The 15,118-nt window shown below is 60.6% G+C and carries 19 protein-coding genes; 10 read left to right on the top strand and 9 right to left on the bottom strand.

What is annotated here, in order from left to right; genetic code table 11:
* Positions 1-76 precede the first annotated feature (76 nt).
* Positions 77-1,654: an HTTM domain-containing protein gene (locus BW940_RS01275; protein WP_076607365.1), complete on the top strand. Its 1,578-nt coding sequence runs from the start codon at positions 77-79 to the stop codon at positions 1,652-1,654.
* Between the two features lie 122 nt (positions 1,655-1,776).
* On the opposite strand, the gene BW940_RS01270 is transcribed toward BW940_RS01275, so the two are convergent.
* Complete coding sequence (locus BW940_RS01270) at positions 1,777-3,090, bottom strand: FAD-dependent oxidoreductase (protein WP_076607364.1); 1,314 nt, start codon at positions 3,088-3,090, stop codon at positions 1,777-1,779.
* Between the two features lie 138 nt (positions 3,091-3,228).
* Here BW940_RS01270 and BW940_RS01265 point away from each other — a divergent pair, with 138 nt between their 5' ends.
* The 4 genes from BW940_RS01265 (at position 3,229) to BW940_RS01250 (ending at position 5,464) form a co-directional block, all read left to right on the top strand.
* On the top strand, positions 3,229-3,513 hold the full coding sequence (locus BW940_RS01265; protein WP_076607363.1) for a DUF357 domain-containing protein: 285 nt from the start codon (positions 3,229-3,231) through the stop codon (positions 3,511-3,513).
* A 172-nt stretch (positions 3,514-3,685) separates the two neighbouring features.
* Positions 3,686-4,657, top strand: a complete 972-nt coding sequence (locus BW940_RS01260; RefSeq protein ID WP_076607362.1) for a transcription initiation factor IIB — start codon at positions 3,686-3,688, stop codon at positions 4,655-4,657.
* Positions 4,658-4,781: 124 nt separating this feature from the next.
* On the top strand, positions 4,782-4,961 hold the full coding sequence (locus BW940_RS22050) for a DUF7836 family putative zinc-binding protein (protein WP_076607361.1): 180 nt from the start codon (positions 4,782-4,784) through the stop codon (positions 4,959-4,961).
* A gap of 266 nt (positions 4,962-5,227) precedes the next feature.
* Positions 5,228-5,464, top strand: coding sequence for a UPF0058 family protein (locus BW940_RS01250; RefSeq protein ID WP_076607698.1), 237 nt, complete (start codon positions 5,228-5,230; stop codon positions 5,462-5,464).
* A gap of 159 nt (positions 5,465-5,623) precedes the next feature.
* On the opposite strand, the gene BW940_RS01245 is transcribed toward BW940_RS01250, so the two are convergent.
* Entirely contained in the window at positions 5,624-6,124 is a 501-nt protein-coding gene (locus BW940_RS01245; protein WP_076607360.1) for a DUF555 domain-containing protein, read from the bottom strand.
* A 148-nt stretch (positions 6,125-6,272) separates the two neighbouring features.
* Here BW940_RS01245 and BW940_RS01240 point away from each other — a divergent pair, with 148 nt between their 5' ends.
* From BW940_RS01240 to BW940_RS01230, 3 genes are all read left to right on the top strand, one after another.
* A complete protein-coding gene (locus BW940_RS01240) occupies positions 6,273-7,178 on the top strand; it encodes a DNA-3-methyladenine glycosylase family protein (protein WP_076607359.1) in 906 nt (301 codons plus the stop codon).
* A gap of 75 nt (positions 7,179-7,253) precedes the next feature.
* A complete protein-coding gene (locus BW940_RS01235) occupies positions 7,254-7,571 on the top strand; it encodes a DUF3784 domain-containing protein (RefSeq protein WP_076607358.1) in 318 nt (105 codons plus the stop codon).
* 81 nt (positions 7,572-7,652) lie between these two features.
* A complete protein-coding gene (locus BW940_RS01230; protein ID WP_076607357.1) occupies positions 7,653-7,931 on the top strand; it encodes an acylphosphatase in 279 nt (92 codons plus the stop codon).
* Here BW940_RS01230 and BW940_RS01225 read toward each other — a convergent pair.
* Positions 7,928-8,152 carry a hypothetical protein gene (locus BW940_RS01225; protein WP_076607356.1) on the bottom strand — a complete coding sequence of 75 codons (225 nt, stop codon included), beginning with the start codon at positions 8,150-8,152 and terminating at the stop codon, positions 7,928-7,930. The genes BW940_RS01230 and BW940_RS01225 overlap by 4 nt on opposite strands.
* A gap of 81 nt (positions 8,153-8,233) precedes the next feature.
* Positions 8,234-8,731: a hypothetical protein gene (locus BW940_RS01220; RefSeq protein WP_076607355.1), complete on the bottom strand. Its 498-nt coding sequence runs from the start codon at positions 8,729-8,731 to the stop codon at positions 8,234-8,236.
* 346 nt (positions 8,732-9,077) lie between these two features.
* Here BW940_RS01220 and BW940_RS01215 point away from each other — a divergent pair, with 346 nt between their 5' ends.
* Both BW940_RS01215 and moaC read left to right on the top strand, forming a co-directional pair.
* Entirely contained in the window at positions 9,078-10,505 is a 1,428-nt protein-coding gene (locus tag BW940_RS01215) for a bifunctional ADP-dependent NAD(P)H-hydrate dehydratase/NAD(P)H-hydrate epimerase (RefSeq protein ID WP_076607354.1), read from the top strand.
* A complete protein-coding gene (gene moaC / locus BW940_RS01210; RefSeq protein WP_143823848.1) occupies positions 10,498-11,010 on the top strand; it encodes a cyclic pyranopterin monophosphate synthase MoaC in 513 nt (170 codons plus the stop codon). The genes BW940_RS01215 and moaC overlap by 8 nt, the downstream gene beginning before the upstream one ends.
* 95 nt (positions 11,011-11,105) lie before the next feature.
* Here moaC and BW940_RS01205 read toward each other — a convergent pair whose 3' ends face one another.
* From BW940_RS01205 to BW940_RS01185, 5 genes are all read right to left on the bottom strand, one after another.
* Positions 11,106-11,849 (bottom strand): beta-ketoacyl-ACP reductase, encoded by a 744-nt coding sequence (locus tag BW940_RS01205; protein WP_076607352.1) that lies wholly within the window; start codon positions 11,847-11,849, stop codon positions 11,106-11,108.
* Positions 11,850-12,025: 176 nt separating this feature from the next.
* A complete protein-coding gene (gene phaC, locus BW940_RS01200) occupies positions 12,026-13,480 on the bottom strand; it encodes a class III poly(R)-hydroxyalkanoic acid synthase subunit PhaC (RefSeq protein WP_076607351.1) in 1,455 nt (484 codons plus the stop codon).
* Positions 13,477-14,025 (bottom strand): poly(R)-hydroxyalkanoic acid synthase subunit, encoded by a 549-nt coding sequence (locus tag BW940_RS01195; protein WP_076607350.1) that lies wholly within the window; start codon positions 14,023-14,025, stop codon positions 13,477-13,479. The genes phaC and BW940_RS01195 overlap by 4 nt, the downstream gene beginning before the upstream one ends.
* A 51-nt stretch (positions 14,026-14,076) precedes the next feature.
* Positions 14,077-14,562 carry a hypothetical protein gene (locus BW940_RS01190; protein WP_076607349.1) on the bottom strand — a complete coding sequence of 162 codons (486 nt, stop codon included), beginning with the start codon at positions 14,560-14,562 and terminating at the stop codon, positions 14,077-14,079.
* Positions 14,563-14,566: 4 nt separating this feature from the next.
* Positions 14,567-14,878, bottom strand: a complete 312-nt coding sequence (locus BW940_RS01185; protein WP_076607348.1) for an AbrB/MazE/SpoVT family DNA-binding domain-containing protein — start codon at positions 14,876-14,878, stop codon at positions 14,567-14,569.
* Positions 14,879-15,118: the final 240 nt, after the last annotated feature.

Raw genomic sequence — 15,118 nt, 5'->3', positions numbered from 1 at the left:
CTGAAATATGTGTTTGAGCGTACAACAAGCTTATGCCAGTCTACCAGAGAGTCGCGATACAGATACGATCACGAGAATGTCACAAGATCAGTCACCGCAGCCGACACTACGGGACCGCCTGACGACCAGTTGTGACTGGGTTGGGCGTGCAACCCGGCGACGGTTGGCGATCGACCGGCGTGGACTCGCTGCGTTTCGAATCTCGATTGGGGTACTGCTGCTCGTCGACCTCCTGCGGCGAACACGGATGTTCGAGGCGTTCTACACGGACGCTGGCGTGCTCCCACGAGAGGCGCTCTTTTCGGATTATTCGTCGATCTACTCGTTGCACGCCCTGTCCGGCGAGGCGTGGATACAGGGGCTCCTGTTTCTCGTCGCCGGTGTGTTCGCCCTTGCACTGGTCTGTGGCTATCACACGCGCATCGCAGCAGTCGTCTCGTGGCTCCTGCTGATCTCGCTTCACATCCGCAATCCAATGATCCTCAACGCCGGCGACGTGCTGTTGCGGATGTTGTTGTTCTGGAGTCTCTTCCTCCCACTCGGCGCTCGATGGTCAGTCGATGCCTACAGAAGCGAACCAGATACCCACCACTCGACGACGCTGGCCTCAGTCGCGACGATGGCGATTCTCTTGCAGATACTGCTGATGTACGTGACAAACGCTATCCACAAGACCAGGAGTGACATGTGGATGGGCGGTGAAGCGGTCGTTCACATCTTTCAAGCCGATCATCTGACGATCCTGCTCGGAAACACGCTCGCAGGCCACACGATGTTGCTCGAGGGGTTCACATACGCATGGATGGGGCTCATTCTTCTTTCGCCGCTGCTGCTCTTGCTCACCGGAATTCCGCGGGCAGCGTTCACGACGCTGTTCGTCGGGATGCATCTCGGGATGCTCGTCACACTGCGGATCGACCTGTTCCCCGTGGTCGTCGTTGCGGGCCTTCTATTATTTTATCCGCCCGTTGTCTGGGACTGGGTCGCTACACTGGCGACGCGGCTCGGGATCGCCGAGCATCTTCGCTCCGGGCTCGAGCGGCTCCAGATGACGCTGCCCGATACGAGCATGAAACCGTCGTTCTTCGGGCAGCAGAACGAACGTGAGACATCCGTCCGTTCGGCTGTCAGCACGCGCGGACGCGTGTTCTTTGCGACGGTCATCCCCTGGCTCATCCTCGTTCTGGTTGTGCTTTCGAACGCCGAAGCGGTCGATTATACCGAGGTTCCCGACCCCGGCGACGAGGTCCTCGATACGATCCAGTCCAGCCAGAGCTGGCGGATGTTCGCACCGAACCCGACATCGACCGCCCAGTGGCTTGTCGTTCCCGGTGAGTTGGCAGATGGATCGACGGTTGATGCCCTGCACGAAGCCGAGGTCGACTGGGATCGACCACCGAACGTCGACGAAACCTACGAGACCTCTCGAGAGCGAAAGTACATCTCGAATATGCGCTATGCCGGCAACGAGAACCATCGCTCGTACTTCGCCAACCACCTCTGTGAGCGCTGGAACAGCGAGCACGAGACTGAACTCGAAAGTGTGACTGTCTATGGCATGTCAGACCGATCCGGGCCGTACGATGACGAACCGGATATTGCAGAGTTCACGCTGATCGAGTACGACTGCTCGGGCGAGTTCATCCAGAACTAGGATGGCAGGCTGAACGTCGTATCCCCCTCTAAGGAGGGATCTGTCGTATAAATGTGGCAACGTGACGGGTAGTCAAAGATCGCTGGCGATGGTGAGTTCGGTGAGCGAAAACTCGAGCGGCCTCAGTCGTCCGCCGCAGCCGTCTCGACTTCGCCTGTCGCGTCCGCCCGCTCGAGATCTTCGAGATATTCATCAGCATCGAGTGCGGCCTTCGAGCCCATGCCGGCCGCGGTGACGGCCTGCTGGTAGTGGAAGTCGACGACGTCGCCAGCGCCGAAGATGCCGGGGACGTGGGTTTCGGTCTGGCCGCCGCCGTCGCCGCCGGTCGTCTTGAGATAGCCCTCGGCGTCGGTCTCGACGCCGGTGCCCTCGAGGTAGTCGGTGTTGGGAGTGTGGCCGATCGCGAAGAAGACGGCACCGACGTCGAACTCGAACTCCTCGGTATCGGGGTCCTCGAGGCGGTCGGTCGGGTGGCCCTCGTCGTTGCGCACGAGGGTGACGTGGTCGATGCCCTCTTCTCGAGAGCCGTGGAGTTCAGTGACCTCCGTGTTTTTCATGATCTCGATCTCGCCTGCCTCGACCTTTTCGTGGACGCGGTCGATCCAGTAATCTTCGGCGCGGAACTCCTCGCGGCGGTGGGCGATGTAGACGGTGTCGGCGAACTTGGTGAGGAAGGTCGCCTCTTCCATGGCGGCGTCGCCACCGCCGACGACGAGCATGTCCTCGTCGCGGAAGAACGCACCGTCACAGGTCGCACACGTCGAGAGGCCATAGCCCATGAGTTCCTCCTCGCCGGGAATGCCGAGCGTGCGGGCGCTCGCCCCGGAAGCGGCGATGAGGGCGTCCGTGGTGTAGACGTCGCCGTTAGTCAGTTCGACGCGGAACGGCTTGCTCGAGGCGTCGACGCTCTCGATGATCCCATTTTTGAGGTCGGCACCGAACTGGGTGGCCTGTGCTTTCATGTTGTTCACGAGTTCGGGACCGCTGATCCCCTCGGGGAAGCCGGGGTAGTTCGCGACGTCGGTGGTCAGCGTGAGCTGGCCGCCGGGTTCGTCGCCTTCGATGACCAGCGGTTCGTTGTTCGACCGGCCGGCGTAGATCGCGGCGGTAAGGCCGGCGATCCCGGTGCCGGCGATGATGAGCGTGCGGTGTTCGACGGCGTCGTCGATCTCGAGCCCGAGTTTGTCGTCCAACTCGCCCGTCTCGTTGAGCGCGCTGGTGTCGTCCCAGCCGCCGATGAGTTCGTCGTCAATGAATACCTCGGGAGCGGTCTTGCGGCCGTCGGCGCGCTCGATCATCTCCTCGAAGCGCTCCTCGTCGCCCGTGACGTTGTACGTCTCGTACTCGATGCCTTTCGCATCGAAGAGGTCCATCGCTTTGACGCAGTACGGACAGTTGTCCTTCGTATAGATCTCGACTCGAGGCTGGTCGCTCATGGCCAACAGTTGGGAAACTGGGCCTAAACGCCTTGCGTTCTCAGCAATCGCCCGTCGGAACTACTGTGACAAACAGGGCCGAAAAGAGCGCTCGCTGGACGCCGACGCACTTACGGTGTCGACGGTGGATTATCGATTATGGCTGCGGATCTCGAGGAGAAGACGGATCGCTACGGTGAGTTGCTCGGAGCTGCACTCGAGGAAGCGTCGGTCGCGCCGCCAGCGGGGACCCCGATGGCCGAGGCGGCCGACGACTGTTATGAGATGGCCGAATCGTACCTCGAGGACGGGACTCACTTCCGCGAGGCGGGAGACCTCGTCAACGCACTCGCATCGTTCTCGTATGGACACGCGTGGCTCGATGCGGGCGCACGCGTGGGGCTGTTCGATGTGCCGACGGAGGGACATCTATTTACCGTCTGACCATAACGATTAATGGCTATATAATCGAAACGTATATAACTACTTTCCCGAACAGTTTATAAAGTAGGCGAAATCTTTATAAGACTTCCGGCCTAACGATATGTTAGGCGAGGCGACCGGGTTTCTTCTGGTTTCCCCACCCGGGAGCCCCGAGTAACCAACTCGATACACCATGACAGACACGACAATTAGAACCTATACGGAGGAAGTAGAGACGGAAGAGACGACCGAGCGGTCGGGTGAGCAAGAGTACTGCCCGGAGTGTGGCGGCCGACTCATCTCCGACGAAGAGCACGCCGAAACGGTCTGTACGGACTGTGGCCTCGTCGTCGAGGAAGACGAGATCGACCGTGGCCCAGAATGGCGTGCGTTCGACGCCAGCGAAAAAGACCAGAAGTCCCGCGTCGGTGCACCGACGACGAACATGATGCACGATCAGGGGCTTTCGACGAACATCGGCTGGCAGGACAAAGACGCCTACGGCCGCGCGCTCTCGAGCCGCCAGCGCCAGAAGATGCAACGGCTGCGAACCTGGAACGAGCGGTTCCGTACTCGCGACTCGAAAGAGCGCAACCTCAAGCAGGCGCTCGGCGAGATCGATCGCATGGCCTCGGCGCTCGGCCTGCCCGAGAACGTACGCGAGACGGCAAGTGTCATCTACCGACGTGCCCTCGAGGAGGATCTCCTCCCAGGCCGCTCGATCGAAGGCGTCGCGACGGCCTCGCTGTACGCTGCCGCTCGACAGGCCGGCACGCCACGTAGCTTAGACGAAATCTCGGCCGTTTCCCGCGTCGAGAAGATGGAGCTGACCCGAACCTACCGGTATATCATCCGGGAACTCGGCCTCGAGGTCAAACCCGCAGACCCCGAACACTACGTCCCGCGGTTCGTCAGCGACCTCGATCTCTCGGATGAGACCGAACGCATGGCCCGCGAACTGCTCGAGTCGGCCCGCCAGGAGGGCGTCCACAGCGGCAAGTCGCCGGTTGGCCTCGCCGCTGCCGCCGTCTACGCCGCTGCGCTGTTGACCAACGAGAAGGTCACGCAAAACGACGTCAGCGACGTCGCTAGCATCTCCGAGGTCACGATCCGAAATCGGTACAAAGAACTCCTCGAGGCCTCCGATGCGGCGGCTCCCGCATAACGACGATCTGTTGGTGTGTCATGGGCTGTCGTTTGGGATCCGGTCGAGTTTGAGATTCGGTCGAGAGTGATTCGCGGTCGAGAAAGCGACAACACTTTTGACGGGTGGTGTGTAATAACGTGCCATGGATGAAACGACTGTGAAACTGTTGTGCCCCGAATGTGCGAAAAACTGGCAAAGTTCTCCTGCTGATCTTGACGCGCCGGCAACGATGTTTCACTGTCCCAACTGTCATGCGTCCAGACGGTTGTCCGAGTTTATGCGAACGGATCGGGATCTCCAGACGTTGAAGCAACTCGGCTGAGCACATCGCGACCGTGGACGGTCGTCTGGTTTTCCCAACAGTGTATCGGTATTAATTGCCTGAACACCGCTGTCGGAAATTTGAAGGAAATAATATATTGTAGCAGTAACAACCGGTTGTAGTCGTTCCATTCGGGGAGTATTCGGCTGGTAGGCCTTTCTTTCGATTAGATATACCTGCTGACATACAGGGTATCGAACATGGGGCGCGTGCTAACGAGACTCAAGATAATAATATAACCCTGCAGTGGGTAGGATTTGATGGTTATGAAGAAACAGGAGCTCATTCACCTTCACGGCCTTCTCGCGGAGGTATCGAATCAGTGTGCAGCGTGGGACGACTGTCAGATCGATCTTGACGAGTATGAATCGCTTGGTATTCGGCCGACATCAATTCACAAATCGAAAACAGATCACAAAGCTGCTGTTTTTGCGCTCGCTGGCGGCATCACGATGAACATGCGCGAAGACGAGCAGGAAGCAGTTGCCGCTACCGCGGACTGAGAAATTCGTCGTCTCCTTCGATGATCACTACCCGATACTGACAAGACTCCCAACGGTCTGTTACAGCCAGTTTCGATCAGGTCACTGCACTTTTTCCAACACGGAACCGAATCAATCACCGATTCATCGACGGCTCTCTCGAGACGGTGCTCGAAACGGTCAGTCTCGTTCGACTAAATCCTCAAATTCGGGAAGAATGTCGTCGTCGCTGGTCTGTTCGTCGGCCGAATCGGCTGTGTCCTCGACAGTCGACTCGGAGCCGTTTCCATCGGTTTCCGATGTGTCCGCCTCGGTGTTCGTGTCTGTGGCGTCTTCGTCGTCGTCCTCCTCGAGTTCGTCGATCTGTAACACCTCAAGCGGGATGTTCTCGAGGAGTTGGCCGATCTCTTTGCGGGCGATCCGCGACGCGTGTTCCTCGCGCTCGACGTTGAACACGGTCATCTCTAACTCGAGTGCGACGAGTGCCTCATCGGCGGCGATGAACGCGGGTGGGAGTTCCTCCCCCGATGGCGACGTGCGTTCGCCCATGTTGATCTCGACGTAGTTCAGGTCAGGGTTCAACATCTCGCCCGTCTTCGAGATGGCGATGCGAATCGCCTCGTCTTCCGTCTCGACATCGAACACCGGCACGGCAGCCTCGACGACAACCCTGCAGTCCATACCATGGTATTCTCTCGCCACCAGTATGAAAGTTCGCCCCAACGGATGAATCGGCCGCCAATAGGGTGTCTGCGTGGTTGTAATGCTGGCTTCATTGCTGTCGTCCGGTTCGAAAGGCAAAAGCATCCGCCCCCAAAGGGACGGACAGATGGAAACAGGGACCATCCCCCTCGGCGACCTCTCCGGCGGCCTCGATCTGTACCGCACGCTCGAGAGCGGCCAGAGCTACTGCTGGCGACGGAGCGACGGCGAAATGTACGGCGGCTCGCCCGCGCCAGATGCGTGGTATCACACCGTCGTCAGCGGCTCGGAAGACGGCTCGACGTCCAACGCGGTGCTCCGCGTTCGTGATCACAATGGGCACCTCGAGTGGGAGTCGACGACTGACGCCGACACGATCGTCCGCCGGCTGTTACGATTGGACGACGACCTCGAGGCGATTGTCGCGGCCGCGCCGGACGATTCCTTGCTGGATGAGGCCTACGAGGCCCACCGCGGGATGCGACTGGTCGAAGACCCATCCTTTGCCTGTCTGATCTCGTTTATCTGTTCGGCCCAGATGCGCGTGAGTCGGATTCACACGATGGTCTCGACGCTGGCTCGCGAGTACGGCGACCAAATCGAGTTCGACGGCGACACCTACCACGCGTTCCCGACACCAGCCCAGCTCGCGACGGCAACCGAAGCCGAACTGCGCGACCTCGGACTCGGCTATCGGGCCCCCTACGTCGTCCGGACGGCGGAGATGGTCGCTAATGGCGAGGGCCATCCCGACGAGGCACGCGACCTCGAGTACGAGGACGCGCGCGACTACCTCACCCGCTTCGTCGGCGTCGGCGACAAGGTAGCCGACTGCGTGTTGCTGTTCTCGCTTGGCTTCGACGAGGCTGTGCCGCTCGATACGTGGCTCAAATCGGCGATCGAGGAGTACTACCCCGACTGCGATGGGGGTTCCTACGCGACGACCTCGCGAGCGATCCGCGATCGACTCGGCGGCGAGTACGCCGGCTACGCACAGACGTACATCTTCCATCACCTGCGGACCGGAGCGTGAGCGACACGTCAGCTCACTCGAGTCGGACAATCGGTCGCGCAACCGTTTTGTGAACCACGTGTCACGTACCGATCTATGGTCAATGGCTCGTTGATCGTGTTACTCATTGCGACAGGTATCGTCGCGGCGCTGGGGGTCCTGATCGCGTACTTCGGTCACGTCGAGTTAATCGCTGGCTACGATTCGGACCGTGTCGCCGACGAAGCGGGGCTGGCGACGTTCATCGGAACGAACATTCTGTACGTCGCCGTGCTCATGGGACTCGTCACGGTCGTTGAGTTGCTCGAGTTGCTCGACAACACCGACGTCCTCTGGCTCGCATTCACCGTCGGCGTCCTCGCCCTCACCGTTCGGATGGTCCTCGGCAGTCGACGCTACGAGACGCCACGATAACCGACCAACACCACCGATCGAACGCGAAAATCGGCTCGACGGAGAGCCGGCTTTTTCCCGAACGCACTCGATCATCCAGCCATGGCAGAACCAACCCGCGCACACGTCTTCGTTTCCGGAACGGTCCAGGGTGTCTACTATCGTGCGAACACGCGCGACACGGCTCGCGAGAAGGGCGTCGACGGCTGGGTGAAAAACCTCGAGGACGGTCGCGTCGAAGCGGTCTTCGAAGGCCCCGAGCCAGCCGTCGAGTCGATGCTCGAGTGGTGTCATACGGGCAGTCCCGCAGCCGAGGTCGAGGCTGTCGAAGCCGAGTACGAAACGCCACAGGGCGAAGACGGCTTCGAGATTCGGTACTAGTCCTTGTCGTCGTAGATGTCGATGTGGTGGATCGCCTGCGGTGAGAGCAGTCGGTCACCCTCGAGTTCGATCCAGCCGTTCGCGTGGACGACAATCGGTCCCTCGTAAAGGGTGTCGTCCGACGCGGCGTCGCCGTAGATGACGACGTCGTGGTAGGCTCGCGTACAGGGGTGCATCTCATCGGAGAGGATCGAGTCGCGGGAGGCAATAGGCGGGAACATCGGTAATGGGCAGTAACGTTGTTACTCTAGATAATAGTATTGTATCCGACACCATCGGTGAGCCGAAACGAGCCGCTGTGTCTACGTCTGATCCAGCAGGTAGTCCTCGAGCCACGGCGGCTCGTCGGTGTACTTCCATTCGGCCCACGAAGCCTTCTCGCCGGCGTAGTAGGCACGATACGCGTCGACGGGATCGCCTGGGCGCTTGTACTCGTCGGGCATCGCCTGTGGCCGTGGCGTCGGCTCCGTCGTGGGGAACGCAATCGCATCGGGATCGATGCGCTCGATCACGCCCCAGCTCGCGTGGTCGTCGTCTTTTTTATAGCGCTCGACGAACTCCGAATTGAGTGCGTTGGCGTGCTCGCGCAGCCGCAGCCAGTTCGCTCGCGATTCCGCGGCCCACTTCGTGACTGGGTGGCCGATGTGGGTCGATCCGTAGAGGAACTCTGCCTCGTACCCGTTCTCGCGGGCCGCCGTACAGAGTATCTGTGCGGCCTCGAGCAGCAGCTTGTTCACGTGCTGATCGCAGTGATACCGCGCGGCGAGCCGCGGGTCCTCGTCGAGCCAGAAGACGTTCACACGAAATAATGGCGCTCGAAGGACGAGACGCTACCGGTCGCAGCCAAATAGAGCTGTGGGGTGAGAATCCCGACCCCAGCCAGGATAACGAACGTCACCACAGCACTCTGTGCGCCAATGCCGTGAGTCCGATCACGATCACGGCGAGCCAGACGGCCAGCAGTGAACCGATGAGGACGCGGTTTTCACAGGAGACCATGGTATACTGACTCCTATCACCTCTCTTAACTCTGGGCATCGTTGATTACTACTCGAAGCATCGGGGTCGAACCGACCCGACGATCGGTCGTCTCGAGAAGCGGGCACTCCCACACGCTTAACGCGACTGCGGGCAAACCCACTGGATATGATTACAGGCGAACGAATGGCTGCCGTCGACGAGAACGCGGCAGCGCTGGGCGTGCCACGGAAGCAACTGATGGAGTCAAGCGGCAACGCCGTCGCTCGCACGGTCCGCGACGTGGCCGAGCCAGGCTCGAGCGTTGCGATCGTCGCCGGCCGGGGCAACAACGGTGGGGACGCGTTCGTCGCCGCGCGCTTTCTGGACGGGTACGACGTCACCACGCTCCTCCTCGGCCGAGCCGAGACCATCGGGACCGAGATCGCTCGCGAAAACTGGCAGGCCCTCGAGGACGCTGACTACAACAGCCGCGAGGTAACCGACTCGAGTGCGTTCGATCTCTCCGATGCGGACGTGATCGTCGATGCGATGCTGGGAACGGGGATCAGCGGCGACCTTCGCGAACCCGCGGCGACCGCTGCCGAAGCAATCAACGTCGCCGACGCGACCGTCGTTGCGGTCGACGTCCCCTCGGGGTTCGACGCTGACGACGGCGACCACGCTACCAACGGCGTCACGGCCGATCGTATCGTCACCTTCCACGACACGAAGCCGGGACTCGAGGCACTCGAGGCCGAGAGCACTGTCGCCGATATCGGCATTCCGGCCGCTGCCGAACGCTTCGTCGGCCCCGGTGATGTGACCCTCGCACGTCCTGAAGATCGTACGGGGCGTGCCTTTGTCGTCGGCGGCGGTCCGTACACCGGCGCACCGGCGCTCGCTGCACAGGCGGCGCTCCGTACTGGGATGGAGCTGTCGTTCGTCGCCGCGCCCGACGCTGTCGCCGGCGAGATCCAGGGCTACAGCGAGGATCTCATCGTCCAGCCCTACGAGCAGGATATCCTTACACCGGCACAGGTCGACGACCTCGTCGATACCGCAGAACGGTACGACGACATCGTCGTGCTCGGGCCCGGACTGGGAACCGCCGACGAGACGCTCGAGGCAGCCCGCCAGTTCCTCGAGTCCTACACCGGCCCGGCGGTCGTCGACGCTGATGCGCTCGAGGTCGTCCCCGGCCTCGAAACCGATGCGACGCTGGTCTGTACGCCCAACCGCCGCGAACTCGCGCGGATGGGCGGGCCGGACGTGGACTCACTGGCGACAGCGCCAGCCGAGATCGAGGCCTTCGCCGCGGAACTGGGACACGTCGTGCTCGCGAAGGGTGTCGACGACGTTGTGACCGATGGGGAGCGAACCCGAATCAGCCGGTCTGGAACCGCCGGCATGGCCGTCGGCGGCACTGGCGATACGCTCGCCGGCATCGTCGCCGGGTTGCTGGACCACGCCGAGCCACTCGAGGCCGCGGCGGCGGCCGCACGGGTCAATGGCATCGCAGGTGAACGCCTCGCCGAACGAGACGAGTGTGGGTTGCTAGCGTCCGAGCTGCTCGATGAAATTCCTGCGACACTGTGGGGTGAGCACGATGCGTGACGACAGACCGAACGCGACGGACTCGACCGCCGACGGCCTCACCCACACCACGGATGACGGTGACGTCCAGATGGTCGACGTTGGCGACAAACCCGACAGCAAGCGCCGCGCAGTTGCGGCCGGCGAGATTCGCCTTCAGTCGTCGACGATCGAGGCGATCCGCGAGGACGGAATCGGCAAAGGCGACGTCCTTGCAACTGCACGCGTCGGCGCGATTCAGGCCGTCAAACACACCTGGGAGACGATCCCGATGTGCCATCAGATTCCGATCACGAACGTCGACACCGAGTTCTCGCTCGCCGACGACCACGTCGAACTCGAGGTTGCCGTCGAGACAACTGGTAAAACGGGGTGTGAGATGGAAGCCCTCGAGGGCGTCACGACCGGACTCAACGTCGTCTGGGATATGGTCAAGGCCGTCGAGAAAGACGACGAGGGTCAGTATCCGGCGACGGGTATCGAGAACGTGCGGGTGCTCGCGAAGGAGAAACATCGGGAGGACTAGCGACCAGACCGTTCAGGAGTGTTTCGGAGCGCAGATGGAGGTTCGAGAACCGTTTTGCGGAGACTGCTATCCTGCGGAGTCGAGGATGAACGATCTTAGAGGTCCATCCCGCCGTTGACGTCGATCACTTCGCCCGTGACGTAGGACGACTCCTCACTGGCGAGGAAGCGAACGACAGCGGCGATGTCCTCGACTTCGGCCAGTCGCTCGAGTGGAATTCCCGAGATAATCCGCTCTAAGACCGACTCCGGGACGCTCTCGAGCATGTCCGTAAGCGTGAATCCGGGCGCGACACAGTTGGCCGTCGACCCACCCTTGGCGAGTTCGAGGGCGATCGTCCGAGTGAAACCGAACATCCCACTCTTGGCGGTGGCGTAGTTCGCTTGCCCGAAATTGCCCTGTTTCCCGACGACACTCGAGATGTTGACCAGCCGTCCCTCGTGTGCGTTCCAGATATCATCGAAGAACACCTGTGTGCAGTTGAACATCCCGCCGAGGTTGACGTCCATGACTCGATCCCACTCCTCACGGGTCATCTCGGTGAACTGTTCGTCGGCCGTGATCCCGGCATTGTTGACTAACACATCCGCCGGCCCGAACGCCTCGTGACAGACCTCGTGCATGTGTTCGACGTCCGAACGGTTGGAGACGTCTGCACGCGCCGTAACCGCCTGTCCGCCCGCCGCTTCGATCGCTTCGACGACTTCGTGTGCTGATCCCTCCGACGACCGGTAGTTGATCACCACGTTCGCGCCTTCTTCACCGAGGTGTTGTGCGATTCCTCGTCCGATGCCACGTGCCGAGCCGGTGATCACGCAGGTACGCCCATCCATTGACATGATGCATGGTCATTGTATCCCCGATGGTAAATAACAACCTGTTAACTTTCAAAACCGAATCTGTTCGGTTTATCCTTCCGTGTGTCGGTGGGAGAGATGGCACTAGGTAGTACTAACGCCCAGCACGACCGATGGCGGCGGAGAAAAACGGTTCGCAGCAGTGTTCGACAACGGTATCAGCGACGCTGGGCCTGTTCGATCCAGTCTTCGATTCGGCTTGGGGCGATCCCCGTCTCGGTGGCGAGCTCCGCAACGTCGGCCCCGGCAAGCGCGTCGAACGTCTCGATACCGGCGTCGGATAAGTCGTTCGCGTACGCCTGTCCGATGCCAGTGAGTTCGGTAAGATCGTCCGTGTCGGTTTCCGACGCGGGTTCCTCGGTGTCGTCGGTCGACTCGAGGCCCGTTCCGCCGTCGGTGAAGTCTTCGAGCCCGGATTCGTCGCCAGCAGCGTTTGCGGTGAGTGCCGTGTCTGTGTCCGTGGCTGCTCGTGTCTCGACTTCGGGTTCGGCCGCAACGTCGCTCGCTGCTTCTGCTTCGGCCTCGGTTCCGTTCGAGCGTGCCTCGAACCACTCACAGACGTCCGGCCAGAGTTCGTCGTGGCTGCGTGAGGAGACGGACATCCCGATGTGGCCCGTCGCGAACTCGAGGACCTCGGTATCGTCGGACGAGACGAACTCGTTGAACGGTTTAGAGGCCTCCGGCGGAATGAGGTGGTCGTACTCCGCGACGATCTGAAGCAGCGGCATGTCGATGTTCTCGAGGTCGACGTGTTTGCCGTCCAGATAGAGTTCGTTGTTGATCAGCTTGTTCTCCTGGTAGATGTCGCGGATGAACTCCTCGTAGACGACGCCGGCGACGTCGATGCCCTCGTCAAGCCAGCGTTCCATGCGAGCGAAGTTCTCGACGAAGTCCTCGTCGTCCATGTTCTCGTAGAATCGGACGTACTTCGTCACGTTGTTTGCGACGGGGTCCATCAGCGCGAACCCGACGTCCAAGAAATCAGCCGGAACGTTGTCGAAGGTGTCCGTCACCGTATCGGGGTCGTAGAACTCGTCGCTGCCCCAGAGTTCGAGCACACCACCGTCGCCAGCAAAGCAGAGTCCAGCAGCCATCAGAGCCAGGTTCTGGACCTTCTCGGGGTGTAACGCGGCGTACATAGCCGACATCGTGCCGCCCATGCAGTAGCCGAGAATATTGATCTTCTCTTCACCGGAACGGTCGCTTACGACGTCGACACAGTTGTCGATATAGCGGTTGACGTAGTCGTCGAGCGAGAGCTGTCGATCCAGCTTCGACGGCTCGCCCCAGTCGATCAGGTAGACGTCGAAGCCGGCCTCGAGGAGCGTCTGGACGACCGAGCGGTCGGGCTGGAGGTCGAGGATGTACGGCTTGTTGATCAGCGCGTAGACGACGAGGATCGGAATATCGTGTTGCTCCTCCGTCATCGGCTCGTAGTGGAGGAGTCGCAGTTTGTTCTCCTCGTAGACGACCTCGCTTGGCGTCTGGCCGACGTCGGCGTTCTCGAGCGTTTCGGTTCGCTCGGGGGCAACCTGGCTCTTCTCGGCCAGATCGGCGGTCGCCTCCCAGGCCTCTCGTTGCATGTCCAGTACGGTTGCGTACGGGTTTTTCATTGTTCGTCGTCCAGATGCTCGAGAACGCGGTCGAGTTTCTCTTCGACGGCGTGCTGGCGGCGCTCGAGTTCGATCAGTCGGTCACCAACCTCGACGACGTCGTCCTCGGTTGCAAAGCCGAGCGTCCGCAGGGTGTCCTGGGACGCCTCGTCGGCCTCCTGTTGCAGTTCGAGCACGTCGCCGACGGTCTCGCCGGTCATTCTGGCGAAGGCAGTCGTCGACATGACGTCTTTGAACGCCTCGTTGGCCGTGTTCAGCCAGATATCACGGAACTCATCGACGTCGACATCCTCGCCCTCTAACGTGTCGTTCATCCGCTCGACCATCTGCTGTGAGGCGTTCATCCACGTCTCGTAGGCGCGGGCGTACCCCTCGACGCCGTCGGAGAGTTCGTTGTCGTCGCTGACTTCGCCGACGGTCTCCGACCAGCTCTCGACGAACTCTGCCTGGGCTTCCATGTTGTCCTCGAGGGCGTCGAGAAACTGTTCATTCCACTGTTCGACAAACGCGTTCCAGTTTTGCATCTGGGGCTGTGAATCTGTCATTGGGATAAAATTGGGGATCGACTGTCAAAAGGCTACGGCCTATTCGCCGTTCTACGCGGAGACGTCGAACTCTTCGGTGGCCTCTTCGACGTTCTCGGCGACGGCAGTGACGTTCTCTTCGACCTGACCGTGGGCCTCGAGGACGGCATCGAACGAGCTGTCGACCATCTCGGAGTAGTTGGCAGCGAACTCGTCGTAGGCGGCTTCGGACTCGTCGAGCATCTCGAGCATGGACTCCATCGACTGGGTCTGGGCTTCGGAAGCGGAGTCGAAGCCGTCGTCAACGAGTTCACGCATCTCGTCGAAGTCGGCGGCGTCCTCGGGCATCGAAGCCTCGAGGGCGTCGAAGTAGGCGTGGACGGCGCCTTTGGTCATCTCTGCGTTGGACTCGAAGAGCGTGCTCGAGGACTCCATCGCGTCGCTGAAGGCGCTGATCGACGCCTTCTGGGCCTCGAGGGCGTCGTGAGTGAGGTTTTGGGACTGTTCAACTGCGGTGCGCTGTGCGTCGAAGACGGCGGTGAATGGGTTCTGTGTCATGGTATTAGTCTCGGTTTCGTTTGACGGGTACGACGATCGTCTGGACGATATCTCCCTCTTCGATGTCGAGGGCTTCCCGTTCTGGACCGGGAATACTGATCCGACCACCGCTCTGGACACGGGCTTTGAACGTCGCCGTTCCCATGTTCATCGGGCCAAGCGCCGAACTCGTATCGAACGGGTTCGAGCCACCTGCCTGCATCATCTTCCGTAACAGCTCCTGCTGGGATTCGGCAACCTGCTCGCCCGCCTCCTGCATCTGTTCGGTGAACATCGCAGGTGGAAACCAGGGCGTTCGGTCGGAGTCGTCCGTCATCACCTGTACCAACGAACCCGACCCACATAAAGGTTCCCACTAGATACCATCTGAAACCAATCAATGGCACAGCCAGTAGTTATTCACCACTGAATATTCCGATTCAGTAGTACACATGATAGACATGAGACATTATGTGACATAGTCTCTAATCGGAAGATCGATGTATAGAGCGCCTCTGTCGGTAAATTACTTGGTAACATATCGTGTAACTTCTGTTCGAGTAAGCCAAAGAAGTCA

The organism is Natronorubrum thiooxidans, assembly GCF_900156475.1.
GTDB classification, from domain to species: domain Archaea; phylum Halobacteriota; class Halobacteria; order Halobacteriales; family Natrialbaceae; genus Natronorubrum; species Natronorubrum thiooxidans.
Note: the sequence above shows the minus strand (reverse complement) of the source record. Positions and strands in the feature narration are given on the sequence as shown.

Excerpts from the sequence above, each read along its gene's own strand:
- moaC (WP_143823848.1), top strand. The coding sequence starts at position 10,498 with ATGCGTGACGACAGACCGAACGCGACGGACTCGACCGCCGACGGCCTC.
- phaC (WP_076607351.1), bottom strand. The coding sequence starts at position 13,480 with ATGAAAAACCCGTACGCAACCGTACTGGACATGCAACGAGAGGCCTGG.
- BW940_RS01270 (WP_076607364.1), bottom strand. The coding sequence starts at position 3,090 with ATGAGCGACCAGCCTCGAGTCGAGATCTATACGAAGGACAACTGTCCG.
- BW940_RS01260 (WP_076607362.1), top strand. The coding sequence starts at position 3,686 with ATGACAGACACGACAATTAGAACCTATACGGAGGAAGTAGAGACGGAA.
- BW940_RS01275 (WP_076607365.1), top strand. The coding sequence starts at position 77 with ATGTCACAAGATCAGTCACCGCAGCCGACACTACGGGACCGCCTGACG.
- BW940_RS01190 (WP_076607349.1), bottom strand. The coding sequence starts at position 14,562 with ATGACACAGAACCCATTCACCGCCGTCTTCGACGCACAGCGCACCGCA.
- BW940_RS01265 (WP_076607363.1), top strand. The coding sequence starts at position 3,229 with ATGGCTGCGGATCTCGAGGAGAAGACGGATCGCTACGGTGAGTTGCTC.
- BW940_RS01240 (WP_076607359.1), top strand. The coding sequence starts at position 6,273 with ATGGAAACAGGGACCATCCCCCTCGGCGACCTCTCCGGCGGCCTCGAT.
- BW940_RS01195 (WP_076607350.1), bottom strand. The coding sequence starts at position 14,025 with ATGACAGATTCACAGCCCCAGATGCAAAACTGGAACGCGTTTGTCGAA.
- BW940_RS01185 (WP_076607348.1), bottom strand. The coding sequence starts at position 14,878 with ATGACGGACGACTCCGACCGAACGCCCTGGTTTCCACCTGCGATGTTC.
- BW940_RS01250 (WP_076607698.1), top strand. The coding sequence starts at position 5,228 with ATGAAGAAACAGGAGCTCATTCACCTTCACGGCCTTCTCGCGGAGGTA.
- BW940_RS01205 (WP_076607352.1), bottom strand. The coding sequence starts at position 11,849 with ATGTCAATGGATGGGCGTACCTGCGTGATCACCGGCTCGGCACGTGGC.
- BW940_RS01245 (WP_076607360.1), bottom strand. The coding sequence starts at position 6,124 with ATGGACTGCAGGGTTGTCGTCGAGGCTGCCGTGCCGGTGTTCGATGTC.
- BW940_RS01235 (WP_076607358.1), top strand. The coding sequence starts at position 7,254 with ATGGTCAATGGCTCGTTGATCGTGTTACTCATTGCGACAGGTATCGTC.
- BW940_RS01230 (WP_076607357.1), top strand. The coding sequence starts at position 7,653 with ATGGCAGAACCAACCCGCGCACACGTCTTCGTTTCCGGAACGGTCCAG.
- BW940_RS01225 (WP_076607356.1), bottom strand. The coding sequence starts at position 8,152 with ATGTTCCCGCCTATTGCCTCCCGCGACTCGATCCTCTCCGATGAGATG.
- BW940_RS01215 (WP_076607354.1), top strand. The coding sequence starts at position 9,078 with ATGATTACAGGCGAACGAATGGCTGCCGTCGACGAGAACGCGGCAGCG.
- BW940_RS22050 (WP_076607361.1), top strand. The coding sequence starts at position 4,782 with ATGGATGAAACGACTGTGAAACTGTTGTGCCCCGAATGTGCGAAAAAC.